The sequence below is a fragment of the Rhizobium sp. FY34 genome (assembly GCF_005222845.1).
GTDB lineage: Bacteria > Pseudomonadota > Alphaproteobacteria > Rhizobiales > Rhizobiaceae > Neorhizobium.
Genome location: NZ_STFZ01000016.1, coordinates 137656 through 155738 on the forward strand (window position 1 = coordinate 137656; position 18083 = coordinate 155738).

Genomic DNA, 18083 nt, shown 5'->3' on the forward strand with positions numbered 1-18083 from the left:
AATGCCGGTTTCGCTGCATGATGCAGCATGGCAATTTTAATTTTTCTTTGAACGGTGCTTGCCATGCTCCTTGACGATATCCTGCGCGACCGATCCGGCAATTTCGGAATTATGACCGCTCTCCTGATGGTGCCGCTGATCGGCACGGCAGGCCTTGCCATCGATGTCGGCTTTGCCATGGAACAGCGTCAGATGCTGATGAATGCCGCCGATGCCGCCGCCGTCGGCGCATTGGCGGAAAAATCACAAGGCGTCGCATCGGCGCTATCCATGTCCTCCGATGGCGAGGTCGCACTTGCCGATGCCGATGCCGAACGCCTGTTTGCAGCCCAGTTGCCGGATGACCTTGCCGTTCGTGTCGGCCAGGTCGATATCGACATCCAGCGCAAGGGAAAGGACCTTGTCTCGCAGCTCAGTTTTTCCGCCACGGTCCCCACCTCCTTCCTGCGCGTGCTGGGCAAGGAAGCCTTCACCGTCAGCGGCACAGCCACGGCCACCTACCAGACGAATGCCTTCATCGATTTCTTCATGCTGCTCGACAACACGCCCTCCATGGGGCTTGCGGCAACCGAAGCCGGCATTGCTCTGATGGAGAAACACACTTCTGACAAATGCGCATTCGCCTGCCATGCGACGGAAAACGCTGACCAGAACACCTATCTGATCGCCAAGCAGTTCGGCGTGAAGATGCGTATCGATGTTGTGCGCGAGGCAACCCAGGCATTGACCCATGATGCGACGGAATATACCCGCGTCGCCAACCAGTACCGCATGGCCGTCTACACCTTCGGTGCGACCGCCGAAAAAGCAGGACTGACCGAAGTTGCGACCATGAACGCAAATATGGCACAGGTGCGCACGGCGACAGATGCGGTTGATCTGATGACCACGAAAAAGAACAACTACAAAAACAACGAATTGACGGATTTCAACGGCGCCCTGACAAGCATCAAGGACAAGATCGGTTCCGGCGGTTCGGGTGTCAGCTCGGCAGATCGCCAGAAGGTGCTGTTTTTCGTCGCCGATGGCGTTGCCGACTATAACAATGGCGACTGCACTGAAAAACCCAACGGCACCCGCTGCCAGGAGCCACTGAATACGGCCTATTGCACCGCGATCAAGGAGAAGGGCGTCAAGATCGCCGTTCTCTATACGACCTATCTTGACCTGCCGGACAATGACTGGTGGCGAAACTGGATCAAGCCATTCAACAGCAAGATCCCGACCAATATGGAAGCCTGCGCCTCGCCCGGCTACTTTTTCGAGGTGGCGCCCAATCAGGGTATTACAGAGGCCATGCAGACCCTGTTCCGCAAGGTCATCAGCGCGCCGCGCCTGACCAGCTGACACTCGTGGTTCGATGGTTCAAACCAAGCGGGCCGGTCAGTGAACTGACCGGCCCGCTTTCCATTCAAGTCCAGGCCGATCAGCCCTCGACGCGCTCGCCGTTGCGCAGCCGGTAATTCGGCTTGTACATGGTGACCAGTTCTTCAGATGCCGTCGGATGCACCGCCATGGTGCGGTCAAAATCATCCTTCGTCACGCCGGCCTTCAGCGAAATGCCGAGCAACTGCGCCATCTCGCCGGCCTCATGGCCCAGGATATGCGCGCCCACAACCTTGCGGTCGGCTGCATTGACGATCAGTTTCATGATCATCTTTTCCGCGCGGCCCGAAAGCGTCGCCTTCATCGGCCGGAACTCGGCGCGATAGATCTCGATCTCGTCAAACTTCTTGGCAGCTTCCTCTTCCGACAGACCAACCGTGCCGATTTCCGGCTGCGAGAACACCGCCGTGGCGATCAGGTCATGATCGGGGGCCGTCGGATTGTTCTTGTACTCGGTCTCGATGAAGCACATGGCCTCGTGGATGGCGACCGGCGTCAGCTGTACCCGGTCCGTCACATCACCCAGCGCAAAGATATGCGCGACATTGGTGCGCGAATAGGCATCGACAATAATGGCGCCGCGCTCGTTCATCGCAACGCCTGCCGCTTCCAGCCCGAGCCCTGCCGTGTTCGGATCGCGACCGAGCGCCAGCATGATCTGGTCGGCAACAATGGTGGCTCCGGCCTTCGTGCGAGCACTTACCCCCCCTGCCGGCGATTGTGTTACCTCCTCGATGATATCGGTGAGGATGATGCGGATACCCTTGTCTTCCATTGCCTTGTGCAGGCCCTGGCGCATGTCGTGGTCGAAGCGTGACAGGATCTCGCGGCCGCGATAGATCAGCGTGGTATCGACGCCGAGCCCGTGGAAGATATTGGCAAATTCCACCGCGATATAGCCACCGCCGGCAATCAGGATGGATTTCGGCAGCGCGTCGAGGTGAAACGCCTCGTTCGAGGTGATGCAGAACTCAGAGCCCGGCAGCGCCTCATGCGGATTGGCAACGCTACCGGTGGCAATAATGATGCGCTCAGCCGTCACCTGCTTTGCCGTCTTCACCAGCCGGATGGTATGGGCATCGATGAGTTCGGCGCGGCTGTCGATCAGTTCGGCACCGGCATTTTCCAGCCCGCGACGATAGAGCCCTTCCAGCCGGGCAATTTCCTTGTCCTTGGCGGCCACCAGCGTTTTCCAGTCGAAACGGCTTTCGCCAACCGTCCAGCCATAGCCGGCGGCATCCTCGAAATGCTCGTGAAATTGCGAGGCATAGACGAACAGCTTCTTCGGTACGCAGCCACGGATGACGCAGGTGCCGCCAAACCGGTATTCCTCGGCGATTGCCACCTTCTTGCCCATGGAGGCCGCAAGTCGCGCCGAGCGCACGCCGCCAGACCCGCCACCAATGACAAACAGGTCGTAATCATAAGCGGTCATGACAAAACTCCTCAGGCGTCGGTGACAAAATTGGGATCAAAGGCATGCCGGGCGGCGCGCCTTCATTGCAGCGCATATAGAACCGGAGCATGTCAAAAGAAAAGCCCGGACGAGCCGGGCTTGACAGATCAGCAACAAAGACAGCGGATCAGGGCTTGGCGGGAACCGGCGCCACGCCAACATCAGCAACCGGCGGCTGAATCGGCGTCGCATCCATCAGGCCACGCAGCTTGGCGGTCGAAGCGGACGTGAGATCACGTGAAATACCGCTCGCCCAGATTTCGGCGGCCCGCACGGACTCGCGCTGCACCAGCGGCAGGGCGGTCAGATATTTCTTGCCGACATCCGAACCGTAGAAGGCAGCGATCTGCTTCAACTCTTCGGCGGTGAAGGAGCGTGCGAAAATCGCCGCCACTTCGTTTTCCAGATCGGCACGGCGCGGAGCCAGCGCCAGCGCCTGTTCGTCGACGGTCTTGGTGATCTGTTCCTGATAGTTCGGCGAGGCGAGCGTGTACTCGTTCTTCAGCCGCTCGGCGAGATTGGGCAGGATCGCGTCATAACGACCGGTGGCATTCAAAACGCCGATCACGTCCTTGGCAGCTTTCAGATGCGCGGGCGCCAGGTCCTGCGCATGGGCAGACGCACCGAACATTGCCGTCGAGAAAAGGATTGCGAGAGCGGCGGACCGGCCAAAATTCGCATGTCTGATCATTATTCGTTGCTCCTGTCTTTAATTCGCCTTGAGCGTCCGCGCACCGGCCGGGCCGGCGATGATCGCGAAGGACGCAATGTTGATGAACAGCCCGTGTTCGACGACGCCGGGTATGGAATTCAATTGAACCGCCAACGCCTCTGCATCAGGAATACGGCCAAAAAATGCGTCGAGAATATAGTGTCCGCCATCGGTGGTGAACACGTCCTCGCTGGAACGGCGCAGCTTCAGTTCGCCCGAAAGGCCAAGCCTTTCGGCAAGCCGGTCAATGGCGATGCGGGTGCTCGAAAGGCCGAAGGGGTTGACTTCGATCGGCAGCGGAAAGCGACCCAGCGTCTCGACAACCTTCGTCTCATCGGCAATCACGATCATCTGCGTCGATGCCGACGCGACGATCTTCTCGCGCAAAAGCGCACCACCGCCGCCCTTGATCAGCGTCAGTGCCGCATCCAGCTCGTCGGCGCCGTCGATCGTCAGATCAAGCTGCGGCAATTCGTCGAGGGATTTCAACGGCACACCGAGTTCCAGGCACAGGCGTGCCGTACGCTCGGAGGTTGGAACCCCCTCCACCTTCAGCCCGTCAGCCACCTTTTCCGCCAGCAGACGAACGAATTCCTCCGCCGTCGAACCGGTGCCGATGCCCAGCCGCATTCCGTCTTCGACATATTGAAGAGCCGCTTGCGCTGCCTTCACCTTCATTTCGCGGGCGTCCATGCGCCACAAGCTCCCGTCTGATTTCGCCGAGTGCTGTTTACACGCCCCGCCCGCCAAACAAAAGTCCCCACAAACACTATCCTGATCTGCGAGGTTTTCGGCGTGCCGTGGCGCTGCATTTGCATTTGTGCCGGCAAGACCTTAATCGGGGTCATCCTTCAGTCCACGCAAAGGGCCTTACCGTGACAAAAGCTCTCGTTGTCTTCGATCTCGACGGAACGATGATCGATACAGCCCCGGATCTTATCGAAAGCCTGAACCACACGATCGCGGCCCGCGATCTGGCACCGGTCACCTTCAACGACCTCACGCATCTGGTCGGCCAGGGCGCCCGCGTCATGATCCGTCGCGCCTTTGCGCTGCGTGAGGCGCAGCTGGACGAGGCCGAAGTCGAACCGTTGCTTGCCCGCTTCCTCGATCACTACAAGGCCCATATGCCGGGCCATGCCCGCGTCTATGAAGGGCTGCTGGACAGTTTCGACCAGCTGGAAGCCGCCGGCATGCAGCTCGCCGTCTGCACCAACAAGCTGGAACAGCTGGCCTATCCGCTTCTTGACAAAATGGGCCTCACCCATCGCTTTGCCGCCATGACGGCCGGCGATACGTTTTCCGTGCGAAAGCCCGATGCGCGCCACCTGCTCGGCACCATCGAAATGGCCGGTGGCGACCCGGCCCGCACGGTAATGATCGGCGACAGCGTCAACGACATCCTGGCCGCCCAGAATGCCAAGGTCGCCTCCATCGCCGTCACCTTCGGCTATTCGGACGTGCCGGTGGAAACGCTGAAACCCTCGCGTGTGATCTCCCATTTCGACGAGTTGACGCCGGAACTGGTGCTGGAAGCAATTGAAATTGCGACAGTTTCAATGGCCGCTCAATAAAATTTCAGTCATGATTTTTCCAGCGAGTGGGGCAAGTATGACGCCTGGATGCCCCACTGCGATATGAAGCCCGTCCAAAGCCGCAACCGGACCAATGTAGGGCATGCCACTTTTGAGCATAGGCCTGCGCCCCACGTTCGCCGAACGAAGCTTGAGCGGGCCAAGTTTCGGGAAATACATCTCGATTGACGTCTTGAGGCGCTCGCCAAAAACATCTGGTACATTTTCCGGCCTGTCATCGATATAGCCCTTGGCTGCCAGAACCGTGCCATCAGCGATCTGGCGAACTTCGATGTTTGGGCAGCAAACGATGCGGCCAATGGCTTGCCTCTCGGCTGCGAAATTGAACAGAATTGTGGGAGACGTGGATAGCCCGAGATCCGGCACGAATGCATGGACCAATTCCGCCGTGCCCTGCCCGCCAGCAATCACAACCGCATCTGCGGCATAACTCGCCGTCGCAGTACGAACACCCGTCACACGACCGTTGGCTGTCACCAGATCTATGACGGTTTGATCAAAGAGAAGGGATGCGCCCTGGCTGGCCGCGGCTTTCGCCAACGCGCTGGTGAAGGCAATAGGGTTGAGTGCGATATCATCGGGAACATAGGCTGCCACATCCGGCAGCCTCGCCAAATGCGGTTCAAGTTGCCCCAATTTCTTCCTGTCAATCAGCTCAACGGCAGTACCTGCCTGTTGCTGCTGCAGAACAACCGCTTCTGTTTCATCCGCACTGTTGCGCCATATCAGTGATCCGAGCCGAATGTCGCCAAACAGTACCGGTTGATCGCGCAGCAGAGCGTGATGATAAGTAAAGGCCTTGCGCCTCAGCTCGTAGGAAACGCTATCGGTGGGGTCCGAATAGAACAAGTTGACCCAACCGAAAGCAAGCGCTGTCACGCCGCTGGCAGGTTTGGGACCAGCCTCCATGAGGATGACGTCAACACCAGGATGCTGCGCCAAATGATACGCAACAGATGCGCCCAGTATTCCCGCACCGACAACAATGATTTTCATGCAAACCGTGATCACCAACTGGATGAGGTCGAACCCGTACAGCGTTTCGGTGACACATAGATGTAGCTTGCACAGGCTATTGGCGGCAGAGCAGACATCACAATTGAAAACGCCCGCAGGCAGGGCGGAACTAACCCCGGAAAGTTGGAGACAACTTTTCAGGGTTTTTCATGTCCAGGCACAGCACATCCTTCAAGCAGTCCGTCTCTGCCGCTTATGGTGAGGGCGCTCGCATGGTCCCGTCAGAGCGGCTTGCGAGCGAGGAAAAGTCCCCGCTCGTGGCTGCTCTCGATTACCCCGCCACCTTGGGCGAACGCCACTTCAATTGCCTGCCGAAACGCCTTGAGCGCATCCTCTCCTGCGTCTTCGCAGGGCGGATAGGAAGTCATCGCCATAAAGACATCCTCCGGCTCTGTCACACGTAGCCGCGACGGGTGCTTATGGATCGAAACCTCGCCGAAGACCTGGCGCATGGTGTCTTCCGCCTCGGCAAAACCAAAGACTGCTGCGGACGGATCCATCGGGGCCGCGCCCAGAACGGCTGTCAGCTCGTAAAGCTCGCGCATGTTTCCGCGGCCATTCGTCGTCACCGCCAGAAAGCCACCGGGCTTCAGCACGCGTGCCATTTCCCGGATTGCCTCCAGAGGCTTCTCGACATGGTAGAGCATGTGCATGGCGATGACGCCATCGAAGGAGGCATCGGCAAACGAAAGCCGGGCGGCATCCGTCACTTCGCCGCCGACATGCCTGAAACTCCTGGCGGCGCAACGCTCCACAGCCTCGCTCACCATGGTCGCCGACCGATCGACCAATGTCAGGTCGAGATTGCCGGGCAAAGGTCCGCAGGAGGTCCAGAACCAGCCGGGACCACAGCCGACGTCCAGAAGAGATGTCGTGTCAACAAGTGGCAACTGTTGCCTGACCCAGGGAAACCAGCCGGTTTCGGCGATGGTGTAGAGCGTGTGCAATCGTGCCCGCGCTGCAATCTTGCTCACATTTCCATACTGTCTGGCATTGTCGGCTTGCGAAAAACTCACGGGCCACATCTCCTGCATGTCGGAAAATCTGACAGACGCCACAACCGTCTGCAACCCTCAGAGCGACAACAAGCGGTGGACAGTTCCAAGGCGGAGCAGCAGCAGTCCCGGCACAATCAAAAACGCCCGCAGGCTGGCTGCGGGCGTTTTCAATCCATCATGTGCCAAACGATCAGGCGCCGCGCGCCCTCGTCGTTTCGACAAAGGCCTTCATCACAGCATCGTCGCGGCTATAGACGTCATCGAAAAACTCGACCTTGCCATCCTTGTTCGGCCAGGCGGTGAAATAGGCAACATAGACCGGAATATTGGCTGTCACCGGAAGGGCGGCATTCTTGCCCTGGGCAATGCGGGCACCGACATCGGCTTCGCTGATCCCAAGCACGGCGGCGGCCATCTTGCGCGGTTCGGCAAGCCGGACGCAACCATGGCTGAGCGCGCGCATATCCTTCTGGAAGAAGCTCTTCGACGGCGTGTCATGCATATAGATGGCATGGCTATTGGGGAAGAGGATCTTCAATTCGCCGAGCGCATTGTCGCTGGATGGCGGCTGGCGAACAGAAATCGACTGGGTCGAGCCGAACCAGTTGACCGAATTGGAGGGCACGGCCTTGCCGCCCACTTCCACCTGATAGCCGAGGCGATCGAGATAGTTCGGGTCCTGGCGCAGCTTCGGCAGCATCTCGTTGATGATGATCGACTGCGGCACACCCCAATAGGGGTTCACTTCCACGGTCTTGATCTCGTCCTGGAAGAAATAGGTCTGGTTGGACTTCGAGCCCACCACGACGCGCATAGAAAACTGTTCCTGGCCGCTCTCGTGATAATAGACGCGGAAGGCCGGCTGATTGATGAAGACGTAACGGGTCCCCAGATCATTCGGCAGCCATTTTGTCTGCTCCATGGCGACAATGACCTTCTCGATCTTATCGGCGGCGGAGTGGCCGGCCATGGCGCGCACGGTTGCAGGCCCGATCACGCCATCCGCCTTCAGGCCGATCTCCTTCTGGAAACCCTTGACCAATTCGACAAGCTCCGGCGCATAATCCGGTGTGTCCTGATAGGCGGCAAGCGTTGCGGCATGCGTGGCCTTCAAGGCCTCGGAGCCGCGCTTTTCGATGGCGGCAATCACATTGGCAAGCTCGGCATTCTGGTTGCCGGGCTTCAGCACCAGATCCTGCGGCAGGCGCACCACCGGTTCGGAAGCGCCCGCTTCGGCGCGCAGATGCGCAAGCTCGGCCTTCAGCGCGGCAAATTGCGGGCTTGCAGGCTGAAGGCTTGCCAGATAGGCGCCGGCATCGACCGCCTGCGCTGCTGAGGGCAGAACTGTGGCAAGGTTCACATCACGCCGCTTCAGGTCATGATAGCCGGAAATGCGATTGGGATCGATCCGGCCACGCTGCATATCCTGCGCAAACAGCACGACCTTGGCGGACAGAGCCAGTTCAAACTGCATCAGATCCTTCTGATACTGGTCGGCGGGCGACACAGGCGCAGCCGGTAAGTCGGGCGCCGTGGACGGGCTACCATCGGTCGCGGCGATGGTGGTGGCGACCGGCTGTGCATCCGTGACGCTTGCCGTCGTCAGCGAGGGCACCTTCAGCTGGTAATCGGCCGGGTCCAGACCGAATTCCTCGGCCTTCTCAAAGCCTGCCAGCACCATGCGCGCCCGCTCACTGACATCATCCTTGTCCACCCAAAGAAGGGCGCCACCCTTGGCATAATAGGCCTCGACGGCTGCCGCCACATCTGCCGGTGCTGAAACCTTCGCTTCTGCCATGAAGCGCGTCGATGTCGTGGATGTGGCCGGCGCCAGACCGGCGGCCTTGACCAGGCGCATGCTCTCGGCCTTGTAGGTATAGTATTTCGGCCCTGTGACCTTCGGCAGCGGCTCCGGATCGCTGCGGTCGATGGCGCGCTGTTCGGCGCCGGAAATCGCAGGCATGCCGACCTGGCCTTCAACCTGTTCTTGAACGCTTTGGCGCTTGCCGCGCAGCATGTCCATCAGCGTCAGCGCCTCAGCGCGGCTGGTGCCCAGAGCGGAAAACGAAATGCCAGACAGCAGCGCAAGTGCGAGGGAAGTCTTCTGATGGAAATTGGACAATGTCGGCCTCGTCACCTTGTGCGCCTTGAATCACGGCTATTTGCTTTTTTATGCTGCGCCTGTCTAGCGGAACGGACGCGGCGTGAAAAGTAAACGAATGGCAGCGTCAGCCGGTGCAAACACCGGCGCGGCAGCTTCCATCGTTTCCAGAACCTTAAGAAACCATTCGTTAAATTTTTACTGACGAGGCATTAGTCCTACCGATCACGGTCTGGTGACGTGTGACGGCCGGGACGCGAAACTTGGGCAGAGTGTCTTTCAGGGCACGCCCCTTAAGCCCCTTGCATATCGGCGGCCACCGCCATTCCATGTTGACAGGCCGCGTTTGCCCCTCGCAACGCTTGCAGTCACATGCCAATCGTATAGTAATTCGCGCGCCCGACCTTGCATGCCCCGCGCCCCTTGGCTAGTTGGGGCCCATGCAGCTTTTGGATCCAATGCACCCTTTTGGACAATGTCACATAGAGGCTTGACGATGACCACGCGCACCGAAACCGATACATTTGGCCCGATCGAGGTCGCCAGCGACCGTTATTGGGGCGCCCAGGCAGAGCGATCGCTCGGCAATTTCAAGATCGGCTGGGAAAAACAGCCCCTCTCCGTCGTGCGTGCACTCGGCATCGTCAAGCAGGCCGCGGCCCGCGCCAACATGGCGCTCGGCGGTCTCGACGCCAAGATTGGCGATGCGATCATCGCAGCCGCCCAGGAAGTGATCGACGGCAAGCTCAACGACCACTTCCCGCTCGTCGTCTGGCAGACCGGTTCTGGCACCCAGTCCAATATGAATGCCAATGAAGTGATCTCAAACCGCGCCATCGAAATGCTGGGCGGCGTGATGGGCTCGAAGAAGCCGGTCCACCCCAACGATCACGTCAACATGAGCCAATCGTCGAATGACACCTATCCGACGGCCATGCACATCGCCTGCGCCGAACAGATCGTGCGCATTCTGATCCCCGGCCTCAAGCACCTGCATGCGGCACTGGATGCGAAATCCAAGGCCTTTGCCCATATCATCAAGATCGGCCGCACCCACACGCAGGATGCCACGCCGCTGACGCTCGGCCAGGAATTCGGCGGCTATGCCGCGCAGGTCGCCTCTGCCATAAAGCGACTGGAAATCTCGCTGCCGGGTCTCTACGAGCTTGCCCAGGGCGGCACGGCTGTCGGTACGGGGCTGAATGCACCGGTTGGCTTTGCCGAAAAAGTCGCCGAAGAGATCGCCGCGATCACCGGCCTGCCCTTCATCACGGCACCCAACAAGTTCGAGGCGCTCGCCTCGCATGATGCTATGGTATTTGCCCATGGCGCCATCAATGCCGCAGCCGCTGCCCTCTTCAAGATCGCCAACGACATCCGCTTCCTCGGCTCCGGCCCGCGTGCCGGCCTTGGCGAATTGTCGCTGCCGGAAAACGAGCCGGGCTCGTCCATCATGCCGGGCAAGGTCAATCCCACCCAGTCGGAAGCCCTCACCCAGGTTTGCGCCCACATCTTTGGCAACAATGCCGCCATCACCTTTGCCGGCAGCCAGGGCCATTTCGAATTGAATGTCTACAATCCGATGATGGCCTACAACTTCCTGCAGTCGGTCCAGCTGCTGGCCGATGCCGCCGTGTCCTTCACCGACAATTGCGTCGTCGGCATCGAGGCCCGCGAGGACAATATCCGCAAGGGCGTTGAAAATTCGCTGATGCTGGTCACCGCCCTCAACGGCAAGCTTGGCTATGATCTCTGCGCCAAGATTGCCAAGACCGCCCACAAGAACGGCACGACCCTGCGCGACGAAGCCGTCGGCGGTGGCTATCTGTCCAATGAAGAATTCGACCAGTATGTCCGTCCGGAAAACATGATCGGCCCGAAGTAAAATCTGATCATTGCAGGGCGCGGAAAGGATCTCCGCGCCCTGCCCTGCGCCGCAAGGGTCATTCCTTCACGCAATCAATGCAACCATTGACTTTTTTTGAATACCGTCACAACCACATTAATTCCGTAAAGCCCTCTGAATCTCTTATTTATTTAGCGATACCTTATCGATATTTGCGCTCTGAGCCGCATGATCGAATGTGACGGATTTTAATTGTTTCCAAATATTTTCCGCATAATCATGTACTTAAGGATGACGCAGCCAGCATCGGAGTAGAGCAATGAGCACGGCCGTTGCGCCACGAGCGCCAGCCTTGGACGTCGCAGGCCAGATCATGCATGCCATGCGGACCATGGGCGTGTCGCCTATTCCGCGCAATTACCAGATTTTCTACGAGGCCTTCATCGGCAGCAACCCGGCCCTGAGCCGCGAGCTTGCACTTTTAGGCAGCAAGGCGCGCCAGGAAGAACTGGACCATCTGGCCATGACCCATCTCGGGCTCGGCCAGGCCTCTGTCGTGGACAAGGCGCATACGCGCATCCTGTCGGAACTCGATGACCTGCTGGCGCTGTTGCGCAAGGAGCAAACTTCGCTCGAGACCTATAACCGGCTGCTCGACGAAACATCATTGCGCATCAATGCAAAGACCACGACCTCGACGGACATTCTGCGCAATGCCATCTCCATTCTCAGCGATGCCACCGGCAAGACGCTGGAGAGTGGCGAGCGCACGGTGGAAGGCGTCGTCCAGCGCTCGCAGGAAATGGACCAGGTCCGCAAGGAGCTCGACGAATACAAGCGCATTGCCAATACGGATTCCCTGACACGTCTCTCCAATCGCCGCGCCTTCGACGAACAGCTGACCGCCATCTACAATGATCCGATGCGCCTGCCGGTGACGGCGCTGGTTCTGGCAGACATCGATCATTTCAAGAAGGTCAACGATACCTATGGGCATCCTGTGGGTGACAAGATCCTTGCCTCGGTGGCCGCCGTTCTGCGCTCCAATGTGCGCAAGGATATCTTCACGGCGCGCACCGGGGGCGAGGAATTTGCACTGATCGTCGAGGGCAATACGCCCGACGAGGTCACCGGCATGTGCGAACGCATTCGCCGCGCACTGGAAATCCGCCCTTTTCGCAATTCGCGTACCGGTGTGGACTATGGTCCGATCACCATTTCGCTTGGCTTTGCCATGGCCTCCCAGGCAAATGATCCCGGCGATCTTTATATCAAGGCCGATACGGCACTCTACAGCGCCAAGAATGGCGGCCGCAACCGCACGGTCCTCTTCGCCGATGGCATGCGCAAGGACTATGCCGGCAAGGGCTGGTTGATCTACAAGAAATAGGGCTCAGCGGAAAAGAGACCGGTTACCACATGCTGGCTGTGGCACGTGTGGGCCATTCGCGGTCATAGCTCTCCTTGTCGAAATCATCCTTGGCTGCCTTCAACATGTCGCCCGGTGTCGGCAGTGTGCCGGGCTCACGGAAGCGCTCCGGGTTCCACAAATCGGCGCGCATCACGGCCCGCGCACATTGGAAATAGACCTCGCCGATGGTCACGACCACGACAGTGCGCGGGTGTTTTCCATCCATCTCGAAACTCTCGAGCAGGCCCGGCGCAACAGAAACAACAGCCCGGCCATTGATACGCAGCACGCTATTGGAACCGGGGATCAGGAACATCAGGGCGACGCGCGGATCTCGCACGATGTTTTCCAGACTGTCGACGCGGTTATTGCCACGCCAGTCCGGCAAAAGCACGGTCGTTGCATCATCCACCCGCACCACGCCACCCAGATCGCCGCGCGGCGAACAGTCAAGCCCTTCCGGGCCAACCGTTGCCAGCGCCATGAAGGGCGAGGCTTCGATCATAAGCCGGTATTCAGGCGTCAGCGCAGGCGTCACCTTGATGCGTGATGCTTCGGAAGATGCACCATAGATCTGCCGCAGCTGATCGATGGTTTCGATATGGTCCATGGCCGCGCCTCCCCGTTTCCGCTTGGCGACGCTATTGCGTAAAGCCTTCATGATCAAGCCGATATCGACCTATCGGGCCACCGCCGGGTTGTCGCGGTTCATGCCCTTCTCGGCAAGCTCGGCTTCATAACCGGCAAACAGCGAGGCGCCATCCTGGCCCAGCTCGCGCAGATAACGCCAGGTAAAGATGCCGCTGTCATGCCCGTCATCAAAGGCAATGCGCACCGCATAATTGCCGGCAGCAACGACATTGCGAATGCCGACCAGCCGCTTGCCGGGCACGGTGACCTTCTGGCCCGGCCCATGGCCCTGAACTTCCGCCGAGGGCGACAGGACGCGCATCATCTCCGCCGGCAACGAAAAGGACGCGCCGTCGTCAAAACTCACGGTCAGGGTCCGGCGATCTTCGGAAACGCGCAATTCGGTCGGCCAGGCCTGGTCGAAGGCTTCAGTCATGATGGCTCTTCCATTTGCAGGGAAACATGGAGCAATCGGCCCTTCCTGCAAGTGGCCGCGCAGGAACAACCCTATCCGACTTGACGCCCGTGACTTCAAGACCCATTTTAGAAGAACCGGAGGACATGAATTGAACAGTCTGGTCGACCCGCTTCACCCGCACGCACCGCTGAACGTACAAAAACAGCCGATGATCGACCCGTTTGGCCGGGCCGTGACCTATCTGCGCGTCTCGGTGACCGACCGCTGTGATTTCCGCTGCACCTATTGCATGGCGGAAAACATGACCTTCCTGCCCAAGAAGGACCTGCTAACGCTGGAGGAGCTCGACCGGCTCTGTTCCGCCTTCATCGAAAAGGGCGTGCGCAAGCTTCGGCTTACCGGCGGCGAACCGCTGGTGCGCAAGAATATCATGTATCTGGTGCGCGCCATCGGCCGGCATATCGAGGCTGGCCATCTCGATGAGCTGACGCTGACGACCAATGGCTCGCAGCTTGCCCGCTATGCCGATGAACTCTTTGACTCTGGCGTGCGGCGCATCAATGTCTCGGTCGATACGCTCGATCCCGACAAGTTCAAGGCGATCACCCGCTGGGGCGAGTTGCCGAAGGTGATGGAAGGCATCGATGCCGCCCAGAAGGCCGGGCTGAAGATCAAGCTGAATGCCGTGGCGCTGAAGGGCTTCAACGATCAGGAAATCCCAGACATGCTGCGCTTTGCCCATGGCCGCGGCATGGATCTGACCGTCATCGAGACCATGCCGATGGGCGAAATCGACGAGGACCGCACGGACCAATATCTGCCGCTGTCTGCGCTGCGCCAGAGCCTCGAACAGCAGTTCACGCTGGAGGACATCCCCTACAAGACCGGTGGCCCGGCCCGCTATGTCACCGTGAAGGAAACCGGCGGGCGCCTCGGCTTCATCACGCCGATGACGCATAATTTCTGCGAAGGCTGCAACCGCGTGCGCCTCACCTGCACCGGCACGCTCTATATGTGCCTGGGCCAGAACGATGCGGCGGACCTGCGCACGGCATTGCGCGCCTCTCCCGATGATGCCTTCCTGTCAGCCGCCATCGACGAGGCGATCAGCCGCAAGCCCAAGGGGCATGATTTCATCATCGATCGCAACAACCGCCCAGCCGTTGCCCGCCATATGAGCGTCACCGGCGGCTGACGGTCAACTTAGACCGGTGTCGACAGGTGCAAGCAGCCGATCTTTCAGCTATAGAGCGGTCGATGACCCGTGCCACGAATTTTCCCGCAGACGCGATTGAAGAACCGGCTGCCCGCCGCTGCGGCACCTGCACGCTCTGTTGCCGCCTGCCGGATATCGATGCGCTGGACAAGCCCGCCAATGCCTGGTGCCGGCACTGCGTGGCGCAAGAGGGCTGCCGCATCTATGAGGCGAGACCCCAGCTCTGTCGTGATTTCCACTGTCACTGGCTATCCTCGCAAAGGCTTGGGCGCCATTGGGAGCCGGCGGTCACGGGCATGATGGTTTATGAACAGGGCGCGCAGGTCACCGTTCTCGTCGATCCGGACCGTGCCGATGCCTGGCGCGCAGAACCCTTTGTCGGCGAGCTTCGCCAATGGGCCGCCGCAGTGGAAGTCCAGGGCGGCTATGTCATTGTCTTTGCCGGAGACACCGTCACCAGGATCAGGCCCTGAGCACACACAAAACCGCCGCAGATGGCTCCGCGACGGCTGAATGGGATCGGTCAGGCTGGCTGGCAAATCTACCCTATCAGGCGGCCCAGCTGGTGCGGCGGCCGCCCGGTTCGCTGGTCTTGAAATGGTCGATCTTATCGGCCAGCGCCTCGACGCGACCGCGCAAACCGTGGATCTCGGCATTGTTTTCCTCGACCATGGCGGCATTGCGCTGGGTGATCAGCTGCACCTCGCCCAGCGACTGCGTCACCTCGCCGATGCCGATCGACTGTTCGCCGGTTGCCGCCGAAATATCGGCAACCAGCTTCTGCACCGTGCTGATATGGCTGATGATCTCCGTCAGGGCCGTGCCGGTCTGCTCCACAAGATGAACGCCGTTTTCCACCTGCTGGGCGCTTGCGGAAATCAGGCCCTTGATTTCCCGCGCTGCATTGGCGCAGCGCTGCGCCAGTTCGCGCACTTCCTGGGCCACCACGGCAAAGCCGCGACCCGCTTCGCCCGCACGGGCCGCTTCCACGCCGGCATTCAGCGCCAGAAGATTCGTCTGGAAGGCAATCTCGTCGATCACCGAAATGATCGTGCTGATCTTGTTGGAAGACCGGCTGATCTCGTCCATCGCCTGGATGGCGCTGGTGACGACTTCGCCCGAACGGGTGGCAAAGGCTTCCGTCTGGTTGACCGACTGGGCCGTGCGCTGGGCGCTGGTGGCCGTCGAGCGCACGATGTCGGAAAGCTGGTGCAACGCCCGCGTCGATTGCTCCAGCGCTGCCGCCTGCTGTTCGGTGCGCCGCGCCAGATCATCGGCGGAAGTGGCCAGATTGCCGGTGCCGCTGTTGATGTCGCTGGCAACGGAGCGCACATCGGCAAGCGTTGCGCGCAGGGTTCGCACAGCCTGATTATAGGTCTGCGCCATCTCGACGAAATCGGCCGACAGGTTCTCGTTCATCTCCTGCTCGAGATCGCCCTCGGCCAGAAGATGCAGAACCTGCGAGAGAGCGGCCAGCGCCTCACGCTGCTCGTTGGAAATGCGGGCGCGCTCGGCCGCACGCCGTTCCGCCTCTATGCTGGAGGCTTCACGGCTGGCATTGGCTTCCTGCTCAAGGCGAATGTTTTCCAGTGCGGAATCGCGGAACACGCTGACCGAGCGCACCATGTCGCCGATCTCGTCGCCGCGTTCGCGGCCCTCGATCTTCACCTCCAGATCACCGCCGGCAAGCCGGGTCATGATCTCGGTCACACGCCGCAGAGGCCCGCGCAGGGTTTCCACCAGCATCAGCGCACCGATAATAGCAAGCAATGTGCCGATGACGGTGGCCGCAATGGAAATCTTGGCAGAGCGCTCACTGTCCTGCTTGCCGCTCTCCTGCGATTGCGTGACAAAATCCTTGAGACCCGTCATGCCCCTGGACAGCGTTTCCTCGGCCGATCCGCGCGCCGTTTTCCACTCGCCGGCAAGCGTCAGCAGCATTTCGGTATTCTTCGTCATGGCATCGAGAAGCGGTTGAATCTGCGGCGCAAACTCCAGCATCGTAGCATTCTTCACGCCAAGTCGGCTCACATTGGCGCTTGTCTGAGTCAGCGCACGAATATCTGCGAGCACTTCTTCACGGGCGGCAACCGTCAGGCTGACGCGCAGCCGTTCCGTATGCAGCTGCAACAGATCGATCAGCTGTAGCGCCTTGCCGCTTTCCACAAGCAGGCTGCGCATCAGCTGCACTTCATCTTCCAGATTGGCGAAACGGTCGGTGGCATTGGTGGTGCTCTTGGCCACTTCCTGCATGAAGACATCGCGCATCGGCATCAGCGCCTGCACGGCGTCGCGGGTCGCCTGCGCCTTTTCCGGCAGCGGCTGATCGCTGGCCAGAAGCGTCTCGATGGTTTTGGCCTGCGTTTTCACGGCATCCAGCATGCGCAGCACCTTGGAGCTGGCCTTGCCTTCAACCTTGGCGAATTCTTTTTGCAGCACGGCCACATAGGTGCCTGTCGCCTTGACGACGGTAGCATCGCTTGGAACATTCTGGATGGCTTCCTGCACATTCTCCATGCGGCGCGCCACGGTCTTCAGCACATAGGCGTCAAACAGAGCACCCTTGGCAAAACGCTCCTTGCCTTCGGCCTCCTTGCGGACGGTGGCAATCTGCGCGTCGACCGAGGAGGCCAGCATGCGGATGTCATCGACGCCAGCTTCCATCGCCTGCTCGGTGCGCGTCATCTTACGCTCGATCTCCCAGAGCGCCGCCACTCTTTCACGAATGGCCGGTGCCGTCTGCGCCACGACAGCAATGCGGGCGCGGTCACCCTCCGTCGCCAGCAACCCGTCCAGCGCTTTTACGCCGTCATCCTGATTTTGAATGCTGTCGTTCAGCGTTTTCAGCGAGACCTGGCTGGGGGAGGCAAGAAAGCCGAGCAGATCGGCCTGCAGGCGTTCGAAATCACCGATATTCTCGATGGTCGCACGTGTTACCGTCATATGGCCGTTCAGCATGCGCGCCGTGTAGAAGCCCGCAAGCCCGACGCCGGCGATCAGAAGGATCAGCGGCACGACGAACAGCAGAACCTTCGTCACAATCCGGCGACTTTGAAGTAGACGATCCAGGAATGACATGGCACCTCCCCGTGCGGCCGCCCGCAGAGCCTTTCATCGGCATGGTGGCGCTGTCGTCCCGCATCATGCGGGATCGGCCCAAAGTGACGCCATAAGCGTTGAACTTTAGTTAAGCAGAATGGCCGCAGACGCACTTTGTCGGCAAAACGCGACAGATGGTCCCGTTTACCGGGTTGAAACGGCTGGCTCAGGCTCGCGCGATGCTTTAAGCATCTGCTA

Annotated in this window: 15 protein-coding genes; 6 read left to right on the top strand and 9 right to left on the bottom strand. The window is 59.9% G+C overall.

The features are described from left to right. Positions 1-63: 63 nt before the first annotated feature. Positions 64-1347: a TadE/TadG family type IV pilus assembly protein gene (locus tag E8M77_RS14105; protein ID WP_137131277.1), complete on the top strand. Its 1284-nt coding sequence runs from the start codon at positions 64-66 to the stop codon at positions 1345-1347. A gap of 79 nt (positions 1348-1426) precedes the next feature. Here the strand turns inward: E8M77_RS14105 and gor are convergent, their stop codons facing one another. The 3 genes from gor to rpiA all read right to left on the bottom strand — a co-directional run bounded on the left by gor (position 1427) and on the right by rpiA (position 4247). Then, positions 1427-2821: a glutathione-disulfide reductase gene (gene gor / locus E8M77_RS14110; RefSeq protein ID WP_137131278.1), complete on the bottom strand. Its 1395-nt coding sequence runs from the start codon at positions 2819-2821 to the stop codon at positions 1427-1429. 148 nt (positions 2822-2969) lie between these two features. Continuing rightward, complete coding sequence (locus E8M77_RS14115) at positions 2970-3533, bottom strand: DUF2059 domain-containing protein (RefSeq protein ID WP_137131279.1); 564 nt, start codon at positions 3531-3533, stop codon at positions 2970-2972. An 18-nt stretch (positions 3534-3551) separates the two neighbouring features. Continuing rightward, the gene (rpiA, locus tag E8M77_RS14120) at positions 3552-4247 is read right to left on the bottom strand and encodes a ribose-5-phosphate isomerase RpiA (protein WP_137131280.1); all 696 of its coding nucleotides are present in this window, start codon (positions 4245-4247) and stop codon (positions 3552-3554) included. A 182-nt stretch (positions 4248-4429) separates the two neighbouring features. Here rpiA and E8M77_RS14125 point away from each other — a divergent pair, with 182 nt between their 5' ends. Next, positions 4430-5128, top strand: coding sequence for an HAD family hydrolase (locus E8M77_RS14125; protein WP_137131281.1), 699 nt, complete (start codon positions 4430-4432; stop codon positions 5126-5128). Here E8M77_RS14125 and E8M77_RS14130 read toward each other — a convergent pair. The 3 genes from E8M77_RS14130 to E8M77_RS14140 all read right to left on the bottom strand — a co-directional run bounded on the left by E8M77_RS14130 (position 5111) and on the right by E8M77_RS14140 (position 9286). Next, a complete protein-coding gene (locus E8M77_RS14130) occupies positions 5111-6145 on the bottom strand; it encodes an FAD-dependent oxidoreductase (protein WP_137131282.1) in 1035 nt (344 codons plus the stop codon). The two genes, E8M77_RS14125 and E8M77_RS14130, sit on opposite strands and share 18 nt — an antisense overlap. 242 nt (positions 6146-6387) lie before the next feature. Further along, positions 6388-7182, bottom strand: coding sequence for a class I SAM-dependent methyltransferase (locus E8M77_RS14135; protein ID WP_170975882.1), 795 nt, complete (start codon positions 7180-7182; stop codon positions 6388-6390). Between the two features lie 172 nt (positions 7183-7354). Next, positions 7355-9286: a L,D-transpeptidase family protein gene (locus E8M77_RS14140; protein WP_246659264.1), complete on the bottom strand. Its 1932-nt coding sequence runs from the start codon at positions 9284-9286 to the stop codon at positions 7355-7357. A 475-nt stretch (positions 9287-9761) separates the two neighbouring features. Here E8M77_RS14140 and fumC point away from each other — a divergent pair, with 475 nt between their 5' ends. Both fumC and E8M77_RS14150 read left to right on the top strand, forming a co-directional pair. Then, positions 9762-11150: a class II fumarate hydratase gene (gene fumC / locus E8M77_RS14145; RefSeq protein WP_137131283.1), complete on the top strand. Its 1389-nt coding sequence runs from the start codon at positions 9762-9764 to the stop codon at positions 11148-11150. Between the two features lie 280 nt (positions 11151-11430). Next, positions 11431-12501, top strand: a complete 1071-nt coding sequence (locus E8M77_RS14150) for a GGDEF domain-containing protein (RefSeq protein WP_137131284.1) — start codon at positions 11431-11433, stop codon at positions 12499-12501. Between the two features lie 22 nt (positions 12502-12523). On the opposite strand, the gene E8M77_RS14155 is transcribed toward E8M77_RS14150, so the two are convergent. Continuing rightward, complete coding sequence (locus tag E8M77_RS14155; protein WP_137131285.1) at positions 12524-13132, bottom strand: pyridoxamine 5'-phosphate oxidase family protein; 609 nt, start codon at positions 13130-13132, stop codon at positions 12524-12526. Between the two features lie 69 nt (positions 13133-13201). Beyond that, a complete protein-coding gene (locus tag E8M77_RS14160; protein ID WP_137131286.1) occupies positions 13202-13588 on the bottom strand; it encodes a DUF971 domain-containing protein in 387 nt (128 codons plus the stop codon). Between the two features lie 190 nt (positions 13589-13778). On the opposite strand from E8M77_RS14160, the gene moaA reads away from it, so the two are divergent. Both moaA and E8M77_RS14170 read left to right on the top strand, forming a co-directional pair. Then, positions 13779-14765, top strand: a complete 987-nt coding sequence (gene moaA, locus E8M77_RS14165) for a GTP 3',8-cyclase MoaA (protein WP_246659267.1) — start codon at positions 13779-13781, stop codon at positions 14763-14765. Between the two features lie 62 nt (positions 14766-14827). Then, a complete protein-coding gene (locus tag E8M77_RS14170) occupies positions 14828-15259 on the top strand; it encodes a hypothetical protein (protein WP_137131287.1) in 432 nt (143 codons plus the stop codon). Between the two features lie 76 nt (positions 15260-15335). Here the strand turns inward: E8M77_RS14170 and E8M77_RS14175 are convergent, their stop codons facing one another. Next, positions 15336-17864 (bottom strand): methyl-accepting chemotaxis protein, encoded by a 2529-nt coding sequence (locus tag E8M77_RS14175; protein WP_137131288.1) that lies wholly within the window; start codon positions 17862-17864, stop codon positions 15336-15338. Positions 17865-18083: the final 219 nt, after the last annotated feature.